This window comes from Nocardioides sp. Root240 (assembly GCF_001428825.1).
Taxonomy (GTDB): domain Bacteria; phylum Actinomycetota; class Actinomycetes; order Propionibacteriales; family Nocardioidaceae; genus Nocardioides.
On sequence record NZ_LMIT01000001.1, the window covers coordinates 573,584 to 588,444 of the forward strand.

A 14,861-nucleotide genomic window follows, 5' to 3' on the forward strand; every position below is an offset into this window, starting at 1 on the left:
CCGTCACCAGGTCTCTCCGGGAGCGGGGTACGGGTCGCGGGTCGCCGTCCCTGCGAGGCCCAGCGACTCCGCTCCGGGCAGCAGCAGGATCCGCAGCCAGTGACCGGCCTGGTCACCGCTGGCGAGGGCGCCCGAGGCGTTCGTGTGGAAGTAGGCGATGTCCTCGGCGTAGTCCCCCACGACGCTGGCCACCGGTGCGCCGTTGGCGCCGGTCCTGATCAGCTGGGCGGCCAGCGGACGGGCATCGGTGACGAGCCGGTCGAGGGCGACGACGCCCGGCTCGGCGTCCTCGTTGACCCCGGGCACCTTGCCGAGCGGCGTCACCGACTCGCGCAGGAAGGCCCGCAGGTCCGGCGTCGACCGGCCCAGCGCGGTGGCACCCGGACGCACCTGCCGCATCGCGACCGCGAGGTCCTCGAGCGGGGTGTCCAGCTTCGTGAGGGCCGAGTGCGCCGCGTCCAGGGTGTCGGGCGCCTGGTCGAGCGAGGCCCGGACCTGGTTGCCGTCGTCGGCGGCGAAGGAGTCGACCGTCACCGCCATCTCGTCGACCAGCGCGGCGAGCTCGTCGTCACGGCTGGCCATCCGCCCGCTCAGCCGCTCGGCCGAGGTGAGCAGGTCGCCGAGCGGTACGCCGCCGTCGGCCGCGAGTGCCTTCGACACCTCGCCGGTCGAGGTCAGCACCTCGGGCGCCTTGCGGGCGAAGGAGTGCAGGTCGTCCTCGTGGCCGATCATCCCGCCGCCGAGGTTCTGCAGCGTGGTGGCCGCTTCCTTGCGGGTCCTCGGGTCGAAGGTGTCGAGCAGCTCGTTGATGTCCTCGGTCTTCACCGTCTGCGACGCGGGGATGACCGCGTCCGAGCGGAGCGCGCCGGTCGACGGGTCCCCCGGGTCGAGGGTCACGAACTTCTGGCCGAGGCCGGAGCGGTCCGAGATCCGCGCAGCCACGGCGTTCTCGTACAGCTTGGTGTCCGGGTCGTCGAGCTGGATCACGGCGACGGCGACGCCGTCCTCGAGGACCAGGTCGTCGACGTACCCGACCCGGCTGCCGCCGATCCGCACGTCGTCCCCGGTGTTGAGGCCACTGAGGTCGTCGAAGGCGATCCGGACCTCGCGCCGCTCTGCGAGCGGCATGCCGTGGGTGGCGTTGAGGCCGAAGATCACTGCTCCCCCGAACAGGACCAGGACCGCCGTACCGATGCCGAAGGGGCTGCGCAGCCAGCCCAGCAGTGCGTTGTCCCTCATCTCACTTGCCTCCCAGCAGCAGGCCGAGCAGGTTGAGCTCCTGCTGCTTGCTCAGTCCGGTCGCGCTGTCGCCCTTGGGTTGCAGCAGGCCGCCGAGGACGTCGCCCAGACCCTCCAGCAGGCCCGGGGTCGTGTCCTTCCCGGGTTTAGCGGGCGTGCTCCCCCGCGGCGCCGACGCCTGGGGCTTCTTCGTCACCGGCAACAGGCCGAGCACGGTGTCCGGGTCGACGACGTAGTGCGCGCGGAAGTAGTGCGACAGGCCGTCGTGCCCGTTGGTGGTCAGCGCCCAGAACCGGATGTAGTTGAACAGGTTGTCGCGGTTGCGGGTCAGCGCGCCGGTCAGTCGCTGCACACCGGTCGTGCTGGTCGCGAGGCCGCCGCCGGCCCTGCGTACGTCGCGCGCCACGGGCGCCGCGGCGCGCAGCAGCGCATCGGCCTTGCGCAGCACCGGCTCCGAGCTCGCCAGGGCCGGGTCGAGGACGTCGGAGAACGCCCGCAGCTCCTCCGACAGCTCGGGCAGCTTGTCGGTCAGCGGCCGCAGCTCCTCCAGCGTCGGCGCGGTGTCGTCCGCGGCGTTGCGGAGGTTGGCCAGCGTGGTGCGTAGCACCGTGAGGGTGCCGGGCAGCTTCTGCAGCGTCTGCTCGAGCTTGACCTGCCGTTCACGGACGGCGGTCAGCACCTTGTCCGAGGAGTCGACCAGCTGGTCCATGGCCTTGCCGTCACGGGTCGCGAGCGCGCTCGCCACCGGTTCGAAGCTGTCGATCAGTCGCGCCAGCAGCTCGTTGTGCTCGTCGAGCACCGCGGCCATCGCCTGCGCGTCCTTGAGGCTCGGCGAGAGCACCTCGAGCGCCTCGTCGATGTTCTTGCCGTTGCCCTGCATGCCCTGGCCCAGCGTCGACACCAAGGCGCGGAGACCGTCGCCGGTCGGCTCGTCGACGGTGTTCAGCACCTCGTCGAGGCCCACCGAGGTGGCGGTCTGCTCGACGGGGATGACCGTGCCCTCGTCCAGCAGCGGAGCATCGGGGCTGCCGCGGTCGAGGTCGACGTACCGCTCCCCGAGGAGGCTGACCGGACGGATCGTGAGGCGGGCGTCCTGGTGCAGCGGACGGGCCTCCTCGTCGAGCTCGAGGCTGACCTCGGCGAGGCCGTGGTCGACCTCGAGGCTCTTGACCGAGCCGACGACGACGCCGTCGATCTTGACCTGGTTGCCCTCGACGAGCGGGGCGGCCGAGGCGAAGTGCGCGCGGACCAGCTCGGAGTCGTCGTCGCCGCCCATCTGCCAGGCGACACCGGTGACCCCGGCCGCGATCAGCACCACGACCAGGCCGGCCCGGCCGACGTCGGTGAAGGCGTTCATCGCATCTCGCTTCCGTAGGCGTCGGTCCACGGCTGGCCGACCGGGGCCCCGGGGTCCGGGGTCAGGTTCTGCGTGATGCCGGGCGCCGGCTTGCCGGTCGGGCTGGGGATCACGCTCTCGAGCCCGGCCTGGATGAGGAACCGGGTGTAGTGACCCTGGTTGTCGCGGTTGCCCGCCGCCGAGCCCCAGTTGGTGGCCCAGCCGGTGATCTCCGGGGTGTACGGGCGGAGGAAGTCCAGCGCCGGCGTGAGACCGGTCAACGCGTCGTCCGCGTCGGGTGCGGTCGCCGTGCTGCCGTCGAGCAGGCCCGGCGTGATGCCCAGCAGCTGCGAGAGCCGGTCGAGCGTGGGCCGCAGGTCGCCCACGGTCGGGCGCAGGTCCTGCAGCAGCGGCTCGAGGTTGCGCGAGACCGACTGGAGGCTGTCGGTCGCCGGGGCGAGGTCCTCCAGCAGCGGCAGGGTCTTGTCGACCGTGCCGGGCACCCGGGCCAGCGTGGTGTTCGCCTTCTCCAGCACCGGCGGCAGCTTCTGCAGCGTGCTGCCGACGTTGCGCTCCTGCGCGGCGATCGTGTCGGTGGCCGAGGCGAGCGAGGAGACGACCTGCTCGAGGCTGTCCCCGCGCGAGGCGAGGATCCGCATCGTCTCATCGAACTGCGTCACGATCTGCTTGATCGCCTCGCCGTCGGTGCCGACCTCCCGCAGCACCGAGCCGAGCTCCGCGAGCGCCGGGCCGGCGGCCTGCAGGCTCGCGTTGGCCTGGTCCTCCTTGCCGGCCAGGGTCTGCTGCAGCCGGCTCACGAGCGACGAGAGCCGCTGGCGCGTCGGGGCGTCGAGCGCGGACAGCACGGCGTCGAGCTCGACCGGCTCCCGCTGGACGCCGGCCAGCATCGCGCCCTCCGGCAGCTCGGCGTTCTCGTCGGGCCCGTCGACCACCCGCACGAGCCGCTCCCCCAGCGCGGCCTTCCAGACCACCTCGACCGTCGCGCCGTCGTGGAGCGGGCCGAACTCGTCGTCCAGCGAGAGCCGGACGAGCGCCTTGCCGTCCTGCACGTCGATGTCCGTCACGCTGCCGGCCTCGTAGCCGTCGTACATGACCGAGCTGCCGACGAAGACGTTGCCGGCGTTCGGCAGCACGGCGCTGACGTGGTAGCCGTCGGTCTGGTCGAGGGCGACCACCGAGCCGCCCACGAGGGCCAGCCCGAGGACGCCGACCGCGATCCCGCCCGCCGCCATCAGTCCATCCCCAGCGGGCCGGCGGACGAGCCGGCCAGGAACTGCCGGACGAAGTCGTTGTCAGCGTTGAAGGCGGCCTCGGCCTCGCTGTAGTGGATGCACTTGCCCTTCCACACGACGCCGATGTAGTCGCTCACCTTCCGCGCCGTCGCCATGTCGTGGGTGACCACCATGTAGGTGCCCTTGTGCCGCTCGTGCATCTCGAGGATCACGTCGTTCAGCAGGCTGGTGCGGACCGGGTCGAGGCCGGAGTCCGGCTCGTCGAACATGACGATGTCGGGGTCGAGGATCAGCGCCCGGGCGAAGCCGGCACGCTTGCGCATGCCGCCCGAGACCTCGCTCGGCAGCTTCGCCGCCGCCCCCTCGAGGCCGACCTCCTGGAGCCGGTCCATGACCAGGTCGCGGATGTCCTTCTCCGCCATGTCGGTGTGCTTGCGCAGCGGGAAGCAGACGTTGTCGAAGATGTTCATCGACCCGAACAGCGCGCCGTCCTGGAAGAGGACGCCGAAGCGCTTGCGCAGCTCGTAGCGCTCCTGCTTGCTGATCTTCCAGATGTCCTGGCCGAAGATCAGCACCTCGCCCTGGTCCGGCTCGAGCAGGCCCACGAGGTGCTTGATCAGGACGCTCTTCCCCGTACCCGACGGCCCCAGGATCGTGGTGATCGCGTCGTCGACGAAGTTGAGGTTCATCCCGGTCAAGATGTCGTACGGGCCGAAGCTCTTGTGGACGTCGCGCACCTCCATCGAGTGGGTGGTGCCGGCCGGCGCCGGGACGGGGGCGGCGTGCGTGGGAGCGAACGTGGTCATGACGGGTTCCTCTGCAGGGAGCTGGCGGGAGGGACGGGCGTGCGGGAGCGCGGCGAGCGCAGCTAGTTCCCGATGGGTGCGTTCGGCGACAGGCCCCAGAACAGCTGGGTCCCGAGGGCGCCGATCATGTGGATGAGCACCATGTTGAGGACCATGGATCTCGCGGTGTTCTTCCCGACTTCCACGGAACCACCACGCACGGTGTAGCCGTAGTAACAGGCCACGAACACGATGGCTGTCCCCATCGTCATGCCCTTGATCATCGAGTACATGAAGTCGAGCGGGTTCTGGTAGAGCCAGAAGATGTACATGTGCCCGCCCGGCGAGACGCCGCCGACGTAGTAGACGGTCACGAGGATCTCGCCGAGCGACATCATGCCGAGGCTCACGGCGTACAGGAACGGCATCGACAGCCAGGCGGCGACCACGCGGGTGCCGACGAGGTAGCTGCGGGAGTCGACACCCATCACCTCGAGCGCGTCGACCTCCTCGGCGATCCGCATCGAGCCGATCTCGGCGACCAGGCCACAGCCGATCTTGGCGGCCAGGATGTAGCCCCACATGTAGGGCACCAGCTCACGGACCGCGCACCAGGCGTTGAAGATGCCGGAGTAGATCGGCGCGCCGACCTGCTTGAGCGTGTAGATCGCCTCGGTGCCGCACATCGTCCCCATGACGAACTGCATCGCCCAGATGATCAGCGCGCTCGAGAGCACCAGGATCGCGGCCTGGCGGACCACCTCGGTCCAGTGCGCCCGCACGTCCGGGAGGCTGCGGGTCACCTGCCACGAGAACCGGAGGATCTCCCCGCCCGTGGTCAGGGCTGCGCGGACGCCGGCAGCGGCGGCGCCCAGCGAGATCTCGCTGTCCTTCGGCTCGGGGGCCGGGATCCGTTCACGACGGGGAGCATCGGGAGTCGTCGTCATCGCCGGGCCCCTACTTGAAGACCTGGATCTCGGGGTTGAGCCCGAGCAGGATGTTGGTGAAGACGACATTGACGACCCAGATCAGGGCGAAGGCGATGACGACCGCCTGGTTCACGGCCCGGCCGACGCCGATGGCGCCGCCCTTGGCGTACATGCCCTTGTAGCAGCACACGACGCCGATGATCAGGCCGAACAGGGTGGTCTTCACGACGCTGCCCCAGATGTCCGGGGTGGTCAGGTTGGCGAACAGGCTGTTGTAGAACGCCCACGGGTTCGCCCCGAGGATCGGTACGGCGGCGATGAAGCCGCCGAGCAGGCCGAAGCAGAGCGCGATGATGTCCATCAGCCCGGTGATGATCGTGACCGCCACGATCCGCGGCAGCACCAGCGCCCGGACCGGGTCGACGCCGAGCACCTCCATCGCGTCGATCTCCTCGCGGATCCGACGGGCGCCGAGGTCCGCGGTGATCGCGGAGCCGACGACGCCGGCCACGACCATCGCGTTCACCCAGGGGGCGAACTCACGGATGCTCGCCATGATGAAGAAGGAGCCCAGCCGCTCCGGCATGCCGAACAGGGCGTAGATGTTGCCGCCCTGCAGGCCCGGCGCGCCGAGTCCGAAGAAGGTGCACGACACCGCCATCGGGATCCAGCACTGCTTGAGGATCTGGAACATCTGGTCGACGGTGTCGCGCCAGTAGTCCCAGGGCCCGCGCACGGCCATCCACACCACGGTGCCGCCGAGCTGGGCCATCTCGCCCAGCTCGTTGACGCCGGCTGCGAGGCTGCCCGATCTCGGTGCAGCCCTGCGTGTCGCATTCCCCATGAATGGTTCACCGCCTGCCTCGGTTGAAGTCCCCGACAACCTTTCAAGGCGATGTGATCGACGACATAGTCGTCGGTTACAAAATGCTCAGGAGCCTTTGTGGCTCGCTGGCAAAGCCCCTCGCGGGGACCGGACGTAGCGTCGGGGGCATGCCCCAGGCCGTCCAGCAGACCCTTCCCGTCGGGCGCATCGACGTACCGAACGCGGTGCGTGGAGCCTCGACCGGCTTCAGCATCCTGCTGATCGGCGGCTTCCTCGCGCCGATGCTCACCCTGGTCTCCGTGTGGGCCGCGGGCGCGTGGCTGGCGGTCGTCGCGGTGGTCGCCTTCGCGGTGGCCGCTCGCCGTAGCACGCGGGCGGGGATCCCCGCACTGCACGGGATCTTCGCCGCGCTGCTGGCCTACGCGCTGGTGCTGCCGCTGCTGCTGCCGTTCGAGCAGGGCCGCGACCTCGGCCAGATCGCGCAGACCGTGCTGGCCGCCGTGATCGTCGGTGCGCTCACGGGCACCCTCGCCGCGCGCCGGGGCCTGCCCGCCACCGCCTGAGCGCCACGTCCTGGTCCGTGACCGGCCCTCTGCCACGATGGGGCCGTGACGTCCCCGACCATCCTGTGGTTCCGCCGGGACCTGCGCCTCGGTGACCACCCCGCGCTGCTCGCAGCTGCGCACGACGGGCCGGTGCTGCCGGTCTTCGTGCTCGACGACGCCCTGCTCGCGCCCTCGGGTCGCCCCCGCCTCGCCTTCCTGCTGCGCTCGCTGCGGGCGCTCGACCGCGACCTGCGCCGGCACGGTCCGGGCCTGGTCGTCCGCCGCGGCCGCCCGGAGGAGGTGCTGCCGGCGCTGGTCGAGGAGACCGGCGCGAGCGCGGTCCACGTGAGCGCCGACTTCGCGCCCTACGGCGCCGCCCGCGACGCGCGCGTGGAGGAGGCACTCGGCGAGGTCCCGCTCGTGCGGACCGGGTCGCCGTACGCCGTCGCGCCGGGCCGGCTCGCGACCGGCAGCGGCAGTCCCTACAAGGTCTTCACCCCCTTCCACAAGGCGTGGCTCGACCACGGCTGGCGCGCGCCGGCGCCGTCCGATCCCGGCTCCGTCGACTGGATCGGCGCCGACGGCGACGACCTCCCCGACGAACCGGACCTCGGCGACGTCGCGCTGCCCGAGGCGGGCGAGGCGGCTGCGCTGGCCCGCTGGGAGGAGTTCCGCGGGACGCCCTACGAGGACGTGCGCGACCGGCCGGACGTCGACGAGACGTCACGGCTCTCGACCTACCTGCGCTGGGGGGCGATCCACCCGCGCACGATCCTGGCCGGCATCGACGCGCGCGACCCGCACGCGCAGACCTACCGCAAGGAGCTGGCCTGGCGCGAGTTCTACGCCCACGTGCTGCACCACTGGCCGGAGTCGGCGCGCGAGTACTTCAAGCCCGAGCTGAAGGGCCTTCCCTACGTCACCGGACGCGAGCTGACGAAGCGGCTGGAGGCGTGGGCGGCGGGCCGGACCGGCTACCCGATCGTCGACGCCGGCATGCGCCAGCTGCTCGCCGAGGGCTGGATGCACAACCGGGTACGGATGATCGTGGCGTCCTTCCTGGTCAAGGACCTGCACGTCGAGTGGCAGCACGGCGCGCGGCACTTCATGGAGCACCTCGTCGACGGCGACCTCGCCAGCAACCAGCACAACTGGCAGTGGGTGGCCGGTTGCGGCACCGACGCCTCGCCGTACTTCCGGATCTTCAACCCGACGTCCCAGGGGAAGAAGTTCGACCCCGCGGGCGAGTACGCGCGCCGCTGGATCCCCGAGCTGGCCGATCCCGCGCGCGGGGACTACCCCGAGCCGATCGTCGACCACGCCGAGCAGCGCGCGGCGACGCTCGAGGCCTACCAGCTGCTGAGGCACGCCCGATGACCCATCCACCGCGCCGGCGTCTCCGAATGCTCCACGATGGCTGACCTGCACCTTCCCGAGCCCGGCACCGCTCCCGCCTTCACCGACGTGTGGCTGCCGGACGACCTGCGCGCCGTCGTGCTCGTCCTGCACGGCGGCGCCGAGCGCACCGATCGGCCGGTCGACGGCCGGAGCCTGTCCTGGCGACGGGCCCGGGCGCTGGGGCGCACGCTGGCCCGGCGCGTCGGGGCGGACGGGATCGGGGTCGCGGTGCTGCGCTACCGGGTCAAGGGGTGGAACGCCGGCGCCGGCGCGCTGCCCTCGCCGGTGCCCGACGCGCGGTGGGCCCTCGACGAGCTGGCCCAGGAGCACGACGTCCCTGTCGTCATCGTCGGCCACTCGATGGGCGCACGCACGGCCGTCGCCGTCGCCGACCACCCGGCAGTGCAGGGCGTGGTCGCCCTCGCGCCCTGGCTGCCGGCCGACGAGCCGGTCGATCCGTTGACCGGCAAGCGGCTGCGCGCCGCCCACGGCCGCCGCGACCGGATCACCTCCGCGCGGGCGACGCGTCGCTTCGTCGAGCGGGCCGCCACGGTCGCGGACGCCGACTTCACCGACATGGGAATGGTCGGCCACTACCTGCTGACGCAGGTCCCCCTGTGGAACGCCTTCACCGTGGCCAGCGTGCGGGAGCTGGTGCTCACCGACGCGTAGGGCGAGGAGGCCGCGCAGCAGCAGTCACGAGACCCCCTCAGGCCGCAGCAGCCAGCTCCCGGTCGACGTCATGCACGCGGGCGAGCAGCCAGGCCCATGCCGAGCCGGACCGCGCGTCGTACCCGCCGGCCTCACGCCACACCCGCAGGTAGGTGATCCGGCACAGGTGCGCCGCCGGCTCGGGGTGGCCGGTGAGGAGCAGCGAGAGCCGGTAGACCCGGGCGCAGCTGGCGTCGTACAGGGCGGCGAGGGCCTCCTCGTCGCCGTCCGCGCACCGACGCAGCAGCCCCGCGAGGTCGGCGGTCCCGTTCCGGTCCGGCATGGCATCTCCCTCCCCGGAGAGTGGCAGTGAAATCTTGAACAACTTACTTCAACGGCTTGTTTAGATTTATGATGTGAGCATGGACCAGACCGAGGCCGCCGCGCAAGCCCCCGATGCGGACCTGACCATCGGCGACCTCGCCCAGCGAGCCGGCGTGACCACGTCCGTGCTGCGCATGTGGGAGTCGCGGCACGGCTTCCCGGTGCCCCACCGCCTGGCCAGCGGTCACCGCCGCTACACCGCGGCGGACGTCGAGCTGGTGCGCCAGGTGCTCCGCCGGCGCGATGCGGGCATCCGGCTGGAGGTGGCGATCGCCGAGGCGGCCGCCACGCGCCCGCCGAGCAACCCGTCCATCTACGCCGAGCTCCGCCGCCGCCACCCCGCGCTGGCCACCCACCGCCTGCGCAAGTCCACCCTGATCGCGCTGTCCTGGGCGATCGAGGACGAGTGCTGCGCGGTCGCGGACCGCCCGGTGCTCTTCGGGGCCTTCCAGCGCGCCGAGTTCTACGCCCCGTCAGCGCCGCGCTGGACCGAGCTCGACCGCGTCGCACGCTCGGCGGTCGTCTTCGCCGACCACTGGCCCGACACCGCCGACGCGGCGAGCGGGCCGGTCCGCGCCACCCTCGCCGAGGATGCTCCGATGCGCCGGGAGTGGGCCGTGGTCTGCGACGCGGCCGACAGCACGGCCTGCCTGACCGCGTGGGAGCTGCCCGGCCAGGCCGCCGTCCCCGACCGCCAGCGGATCTTCGAGGCGATGTGGACGGTCGACCCGGCCGCCGTGCGCGACGCGGCTCGCGTCGCGGCCTCGGTCGCGGAGTCTGCCGGGGTGCTCGCCGCGCGCCCGCTGCTCTACGAGCTCGCCGAGGCGCCGGCACCGCGCACGACCACCCCCGACGGCGTCACCGCGCTCTTCAACCGCGTCGTCGCCTACGTCGACCGCCTCGGTCACTGACGCGCCAGCACCGCCCTGGCCGCCCGGCGGCCGGACGCGAGCGCGCCCTGGATCGAGCTCGTCGCCCGGTGGTCGCCCGCGACCACCAGGCCGGCCACCTCGACCGCCGGACGCATCGCGTGCGGTGCGGGCATCGCCGGAAGCGCGTGGGGAACGTCGCGCACGGCCACCAGCTCCCACGGACCAGCCGGCGCCTCGTGCAGCGCGCGGGCCGTCGCCTCGACCGACTCCGCGGCGAGGTCCCCCGGACCGATCACCGAGGTGGCGATCAACGAACGCCCGTCGGCGGCGTACTCCGGGGCCGAGGCGGTGAGGACGACCGACGTGGCCACGCCGGACCCGTCGGCATCGACGACCAGTGTGCCGGACTGGCCGGGCCACGGGTCTGCCGCGAAGTAGAACGTGCGCACACCACGCAGCACCGGTGGCTCGCCGAGCGCCGGAAGCAGGTCGTGCGCGGCCCGGGAGTCCGTGGCCAGGACGACGGCACTCGCCGCCACCTCTGCACCACCCACCAGGCCGACGACACCGGGGGCCAGGTCGCTGACGTGGGAGCCCAGGCGCAGCGAGCCCGCTGGCAGGTCCGCGGCCAGCGCGTCCGGCAGGCGCTGCATGCCGCGCGCCGGCACGGCTGACCAGCCCCGGGCGAAGCAACGCATCATGAGGTCGGCGAACACGCGGGAGGTCGCGACCTGCGGGTCGAGGACCACGCCGGCGAAGAAGGGCACCAGCACGTCGTCGACGACCTCCGCGGGGAGCACCTCGCGCCACACCTCGACCGCCGGGCGATCGTCCCGGGCCATGATCGCCGCCGGGGAGGAGGCCAGCAGACCGAGCACGTAGCGGGCCAGGGCGACCTTGCCGCGGACGTCGGCAGCCCCCGAGGCGAGGGCGCGCCACGGCGCAGCCGGGCTCGCGAGCGGGTGGGGTACGTCGACCAGGCGGCCGCCACGCCGCACCCGGGCCCCGCGCGGCAGACGCCGCAGGTCGAGACGATCGAGGTCGATCTCGCGACGCAGCGCCGGGTAGGCGGTGTTGAGGACCTGGAACCCACGATCGATCACGAACCCGTCGACGACGTCCGACCGGACCCGTCCACCGGGGGCATCCGCCGCCTCCAGGACCACCACCTCGCGCCCGGTGGCGACGAGCGCCCGGGCGCAGGCCAGTCCCGCGAGGCCGGCACCGACCACCACGACCGGTCGTTCACCCATCACGGCCCCGCTTTCCACAGAAAGTTCAACAGTCTGTGGAAGTTTAGGAGAGCGAGGGTGATCAGGCCAGTGCGAGGAAGAGCTTCTCCATCTTCTTCGCGTCCACGCTGTCGGGACCGCCCTCCTCGAGGCACTTCTGCAGTCCCGCGGCCACCAGCGCGTAGCCGCCCCGACTGACAGCCTTGCTGACCGCAGCCAGCTGCATCAGCGCGTCCTCGCACTCGGCGCCGTCCTCGAGCATCCGGATCACGGACGCCAGGTGGCCGTTGGCCCGCTTGAGGCGCGTGATGATCGCCTTGATCTCGTCAGGCTCCAGCTGCATCGGTTGCTCCCGTCGGTCCGGCCATCAGTGCCTCCATCATCCCGGTGAGCCGGGCGCGACCGTCGGCGGCCACCGCGGCGAGCTCCGGATCGGGCGTCAGCGAGGCCAGCAGTGCCGGGTCCATCACGTCGACGCGGGTGCCGCCCTCCCCCAGGTCGGCGACGACCACATTGCACGGCATCAGCACCGCGACCCGCGGCTCGACCTGCAGCGCACGGTGCGCGAGCTGCGGCCGGCAGGCGCCGAGGATCAGCTGCGCAGGGACGTCGACGTCGAGCTTCGCCTTGAGCGTCGCCCGGACGTCGATCTCCGTCAGCGCGCCGAAACCCGCGTCGCCGAGCAGGGCACGCACCCGCGTCACCGTGTCGTCGTACGACGACGCGAGGGTCGCGCTGAGCGTGAAGTCGGTCAGGTCCATGGGTCGCTCCTCCGTCGATTCATTATCCCCCCGGGGGGATATGCTACGGTTCCGATCATAACCCCCCAGGGGGATAATCGGAAAGGAGGCGCCACCGTGGCGCAGCACTCGCTCGAACCTTCGCCCCACGCCGGCCCGCTCGGCCGGCTCGGCCTGTGGGTCCTCAGCCACCGGCGCGTGGTCGGGATCGGCTGGATCGTCGTCGTGGTCGGCCTCGGGGCGTTCGCCCCTGCCGTCGAGAAGAACCTCTCGGGCGCCGGCTGGCAGGCCGACGGATCCGAGTCGGTCGCGGTGCGCGACCTCGCGCAGGACCACTTCGGCGGCAACGCCAGCCACGCGATCCAGGTCGTCGTGCACCGCACCGACGGATCGCTCGACAGCGGCGACGGGCCGCGGGTGCTCGCCGAGGTCACCCGGATCCTCGAGGGCGAGCCGCGTCTCGGCGAGGTCGTCGCACCGCAGCCCGGAACCAGCCTCTCCCCCGACGGCCGCACGGCCGTCGTCCTCGCCGGGGCCGGCGTCGACACCAACGAGATGGTGCGCGTCGCCAGCGACCTCAAGGAGGACCTGCAGGCCCTGTCGACCGACACGGTCGCCGTGAACCCGACCGGCTCGTCACTCCTGTGGTCCGACTTCAACGAGGCCAACCTCGAGGCGATGCTGACCTCGGAGATGTACTCCTGGCCCGTGACCCTGGCCATCCTCGTGCTCGCCTTCGGTGCGCTCGTCGCCGCCGGACTCCCGCTGATGCTCACCCTCGCCGGCCTGGTCGCGTCGGCGGGATCGCTCGTGCTGCTCAACGAGCTCGTGCCCGTCTCCATCTGGGCGATGAACTTCGCCATGATGTTCGCCCTCGCCCTGGGCATCGACTACGCACTCTTCCTCGTCGTCCGGTACCGGGCCGCCCGGATGGGCCGGCACGGATCCGCACGGCAGGCGATCGCCGAGACGATGGACACCGCGGGCAAGGCGGTGCTGCTCTCGGGAGCGACGGTGCTCGTGTCCCTGTCCGCCGTGATGCTGGTGCCGTCGCCGTCCTTCCGGTCGATGGCCGGCGGCATCATGATCTCGGTCGCCTTCGTCCTGGCGGCCACGCTCACGCTGCTGCCGCTGGTCCTCTTCAAGCTCGACGACCGGATCAACCGCCTGGCCCTGCCGTGGGTGAAGGCCGGCGAGCACCGCTCCCCCGTCTTCGCCCGCTGGGGTGAGCACCTGTGGCGGCACCCGGCCGCGTGGGGCATCGGCTCAACCGTCGTGCTGTTGCTCCTGGCCGCGCCGATCATCGGCCTGAAGACCGGCATGCCCTCGATCAAGGTGCTGCCCGAGGACGCCAGTGCGCGGATCGGCTACGCGCAGGTCCAGGACGCCTTCGGCGAGGGTGCGCCCGGCACGCTCCAGGTCGTCATGAAGGACGCTGACGCGCCCGCCGCAGCCGCCGTGCTCACCTCCGACCCCGGCATCGCCGCGGTGACGCGGGCCGTCCCGGCGGGCGACGACAGTGGTCTCGCGCTGATCCAGGCCACGCCGACGGTCAACCCGTCCGACCCGGCCCTGCCCGAGACGGTCGACCGGCTGCGCGCCGAGCTGCCGTCGTCCGCACTCGTCGGCGGCGCGGCGGTCGAGAACATCGACCTGACCGACCAGCTCGACCGCTCGACACCACTCGTGATCGGCGTCGTGATGGGGCTCGGCTTCCTGCTCCTGCTGGTCGCCCTGCAGGCGCCGCTCATCGCCCTGCTCGGCACGCTCGCCAGCCTGCTGTCGACAGCCGCCGCCTTCGGTGTGGCACGACTGGTGTTCCAGGAGGGCCACGGCGCCGGGCTCCTCGGCTTCGAGCCGCAGGGCTTCCTCGACGCGTGGGCCCCGGTGTTCTTCTTCGCGATGATCTTCGCGATCGCGATGGACTACACGGTCTTCCTGCTGGCGTCGGCCAAGGAGCACTGGGAGAAGTCGGGCGACCCGCGCGAGGCCATGGTCGGCGCCGTCGCCCACTCGGGACGGGTGATCTTCGCGGCTGGCGGAGTGATGGTCGCGGTGTTCTTCACCTTCGCGCTCTCCGGCCCGCTGCCGCCGAAGGAGATGGGCGTCATCCTCGGCGTCGCCGTCCTCCTCGACGCCTTCCTGGTCCGCCTCGTCCTGCTCCCCGTCCTGCTGCGCGTCTCCGGCCGCGCTGCCTGGGCGAGCCCGGCGTGGCTGCGCCGGATCCTGCCCCGCATCACCTTCGCCCACGACTGACCCACACCCACCCTGAGAGGAAAGACCATGACCACCTCACCCCACGGCAAGCCCGTCCTCGACGAGCTCTCGCCGCTGCACCGCAACCTGCGCCGCGCCATCCCGGACGTGTACGTCGGGTTCGGCGAGCTCTCGAAGGCCGCCTTCGACGACGGCGCCCTGCCCCGCAGCACCAAGGAGCTGATCGCCCTCGCCATCGGTGTCACCGAGGGCTGCGACGGCTGCATCGCCTCGCACGCGCAGGCCGCGGTCCGCGCCGGTGCGACGAAGCAGGAGGCGGCCGAGGCGATCGGCGTGGCCTTCCTGATGCACGGCGGCCCGGCCACCATCCACGGCGCCCGCGCCTACGACGCGTTCTGCTCGTTCGCCGATGCCCTCGCCGACACCGCGCAGGAGGCCTGAGCCGTGTGCCGTG

The 14,861-nt window shown here is 71.9% G+C and carries 16 protein-coding genes; 6 read left to right on the forward strand and 10 right to left on the reverse strand.

Going from position 1 to position 14,861, the window contains the following annotated elements; all coding sequences use genetic code 11:
• Positions 1–3 precede the first annotated feature (3 nt).
• The 6 genes from ASE20_RS02670 to ASE20_RS02695 all read right to left on the reverse strand — a co-directional run bounded on the left by ASE20_RS02670 (position 4) and on the right by ASE20_RS02695 (position 6,386).
• Entirely contained in the window at positions 4–1,239 is a 1,236-nt protein-coding gene (locus tag ASE20_RS02670) for an MlaD family protein (RefSeq protein ID WP_056892954.1), read from the reverse strand.
• 1 nt (position 1,240) lies between these two features.
• Positions 1,241–2,596, reverse strand: coding sequence for an MlaD family protein (locus ASE20_RS02675; RefSeq protein WP_056892955.1), 1,356 nt, complete (start codon positions 2,594–2,596; stop codon positions 1,241–1,243).
• Complete coding sequence (locus ASE20_RS02680) at positions 2,593–3,828, reverse strand: MlaD family protein (protein ID WP_056892956.1); 1,236 nt, start codon at positions 3,826–3,828, stop codon at positions 2,593–2,595. Before ASE20_RS02680 ends, ASE20_RS02675 begins: the two co-directional genes overlap by 4 nt.
• Positions 3,828–4,634 carry an ABC transporter ATP-binding protein gene (locus ASE20_RS02685; protein ID WP_056892957.1) on the reverse strand — a complete coding sequence of 269 codons (807 nt, stop codon included), beginning with the start codon at positions 4,632–4,634 and terminating at the stop codon, positions 3,828–3,830. Before ASE20_RS02685 ends, ASE20_RS02680 begins: the two co-directional genes overlap by 1 nt.
• 62 nt (positions 4,635–4,696) lie before the next feature.
• The gene (locus ASE20_RS02690) at positions 4,697–5,560 is read right to left on the reverse strand and encodes an ABC transporter permease (RefSeq protein WP_056892958.1); all 864 of its coding nucleotides are present in this window, start codon (positions 5,558–5,560) and stop codon (positions 4,697–4,699) included.
• A gap of 10 nt (positions 5,561–5,570) precedes the next feature.
• Positions 5,571–6,386, reverse strand: a complete 816-nt coding sequence (locus ASE20_RS02695; protein WP_200952683.1) for an MlaE family ABC transporter permease — start codon at positions 6,384–6,386, stop codon at positions 5,571–5,573.
• Between the two features lie 149 nt (positions 6,387–6,535).
• Here ASE20_RS02695 and ASE20_RS02700 point away from each other — a divergent pair, with 149 nt between their 5' ends.
• From ASE20_RS02700 to ASE20_RS02710, 3 genes are read left to right on the forward strand one after another with little or no spacing between them, the layout of a single operon-like run.
• Positions 6,536–6,931 (forward strand): hypothetical protein, encoded by a 396-nt coding sequence (locus ASE20_RS02700; RefSeq protein WP_056892960.1) that lies wholly within the window; start codon positions 6,536–6,538, stop codon positions 6,929–6,931.
• Between the two features lie 45 nt (positions 6,932–6,976).
• The gene (locus ASE20_RS02705) at positions 6,977–8,290 is read left to right on the forward strand and encodes a cryptochrome/photolyase family protein (protein WP_056892961.1); all 1,314 of its coding nucleotides are present in this window, start codon (positions 6,977–6,979) and stop codon (positions 8,288–8,290) included.
• Positions 8,291–8,326: 36 nt separating this feature from the next.
• Positions 8,327–8,983: an alpha/beta hydrolase gene (locus ASE20_RS02710; RefSeq protein WP_056892962.1), complete on the forward strand. Its 657-nt coding sequence runs from the start codon at positions 8,327–8,329 to the stop codon at positions 8,981–8,983.
• 37 nt (positions 8,984–9,020) lie between these two features.
• Here ASE20_RS02710 and ASE20_RS02715 read toward each other — a convergent pair whose 3' ends face one another.
• Positions 9,021–9,305, reverse strand: coding sequence for a sigma factor (locus tag ASE20_RS02715; RefSeq protein WP_056892963.1), 285 nt, complete (start codon positions 9,303–9,305; stop codon positions 9,021–9,023).
• Positions 9,306–9,384: 79 nt separating this feature from the next.
• Between ASE20_RS02715 and ASE20_RS02720 the strand changes: the two genes are divergently transcribed.
• Positions 9,385–10,257, forward strand: coding sequence for a DICT sensory domain-containing protein (locus tag ASE20_RS02720; RefSeq protein WP_056892964.1), 873 nt, complete (start codon positions 9,385–9,387; stop codon positions 10,255–10,257).
• Here the strand turns inward: ASE20_RS02720 and ASE20_RS02725 are convergent.
• The 3 genes from ASE20_RS02725 to ASE20_RS02735 form a co-directional block, all read right to left on the reverse strand.
• Positions 10,251–11,471, reverse strand: coding sequence for an NAD(P)/FAD-dependent oxidoreductase (locus ASE20_RS02725; protein WP_056892965.1), 1,221 nt, complete (start codon positions 11,469–11,471; stop codon positions 10,251–10,253). The genes ASE20_RS02720 and ASE20_RS02725 overlap by 7 nt on opposite strands.
• A 61-nt stretch (positions 11,472–11,532) precedes the next feature.
• On the reverse strand, positions 11,533–11,793 hold the full coding sequence (locus ASE20_RS02730) for a metal-sensitive transcriptional regulator (RefSeq protein ID WP_056892966.1): 261 nt from the start codon (positions 11,791–11,793) through the stop codon (positions 11,533–11,535).
• Positions 11,777–12,211, reverse strand: a complete 435-nt coding sequence (locus tag ASE20_RS02735) for a DUF302 domain-containing protein (protein ID WP_225869013.1) — start codon at positions 12,209–12,211, stop codon at positions 11,777–11,779. Before ASE20_RS02735 ends, ASE20_RS02730 begins: the two co-directional genes overlap by 17 nt.
• A gap of 96 nt (positions 12,212–12,307) precedes the next feature.
• Here ASE20_RS02735 and ASE20_RS02740 point away from each other — a divergent pair, with 96 nt between their 5' ends.
• Complete coding sequence (locus ASE20_RS02740; RefSeq protein ID WP_056892967.1) at positions 12,308–14,446, forward strand: MMPL family transporter; 2,139 nt, start codon at positions 12,308–12,310, stop codon at positions 14,444–14,446.
• A gap of 27 nt (positions 14,447–14,473) precedes the next feature.
• Positions 14,474–14,848 (forward strand): carboxymuconolactone decarboxylase family protein, encoded by a 375-nt coding sequence (locus tag ASE20_RS02745; protein WP_056892968.1) that lies wholly within the window; start codon positions 14,474–14,476, stop codon positions 14,846–14,848.
• Positions 14,849–14,861 lie beyond the last annotated feature (13 nt).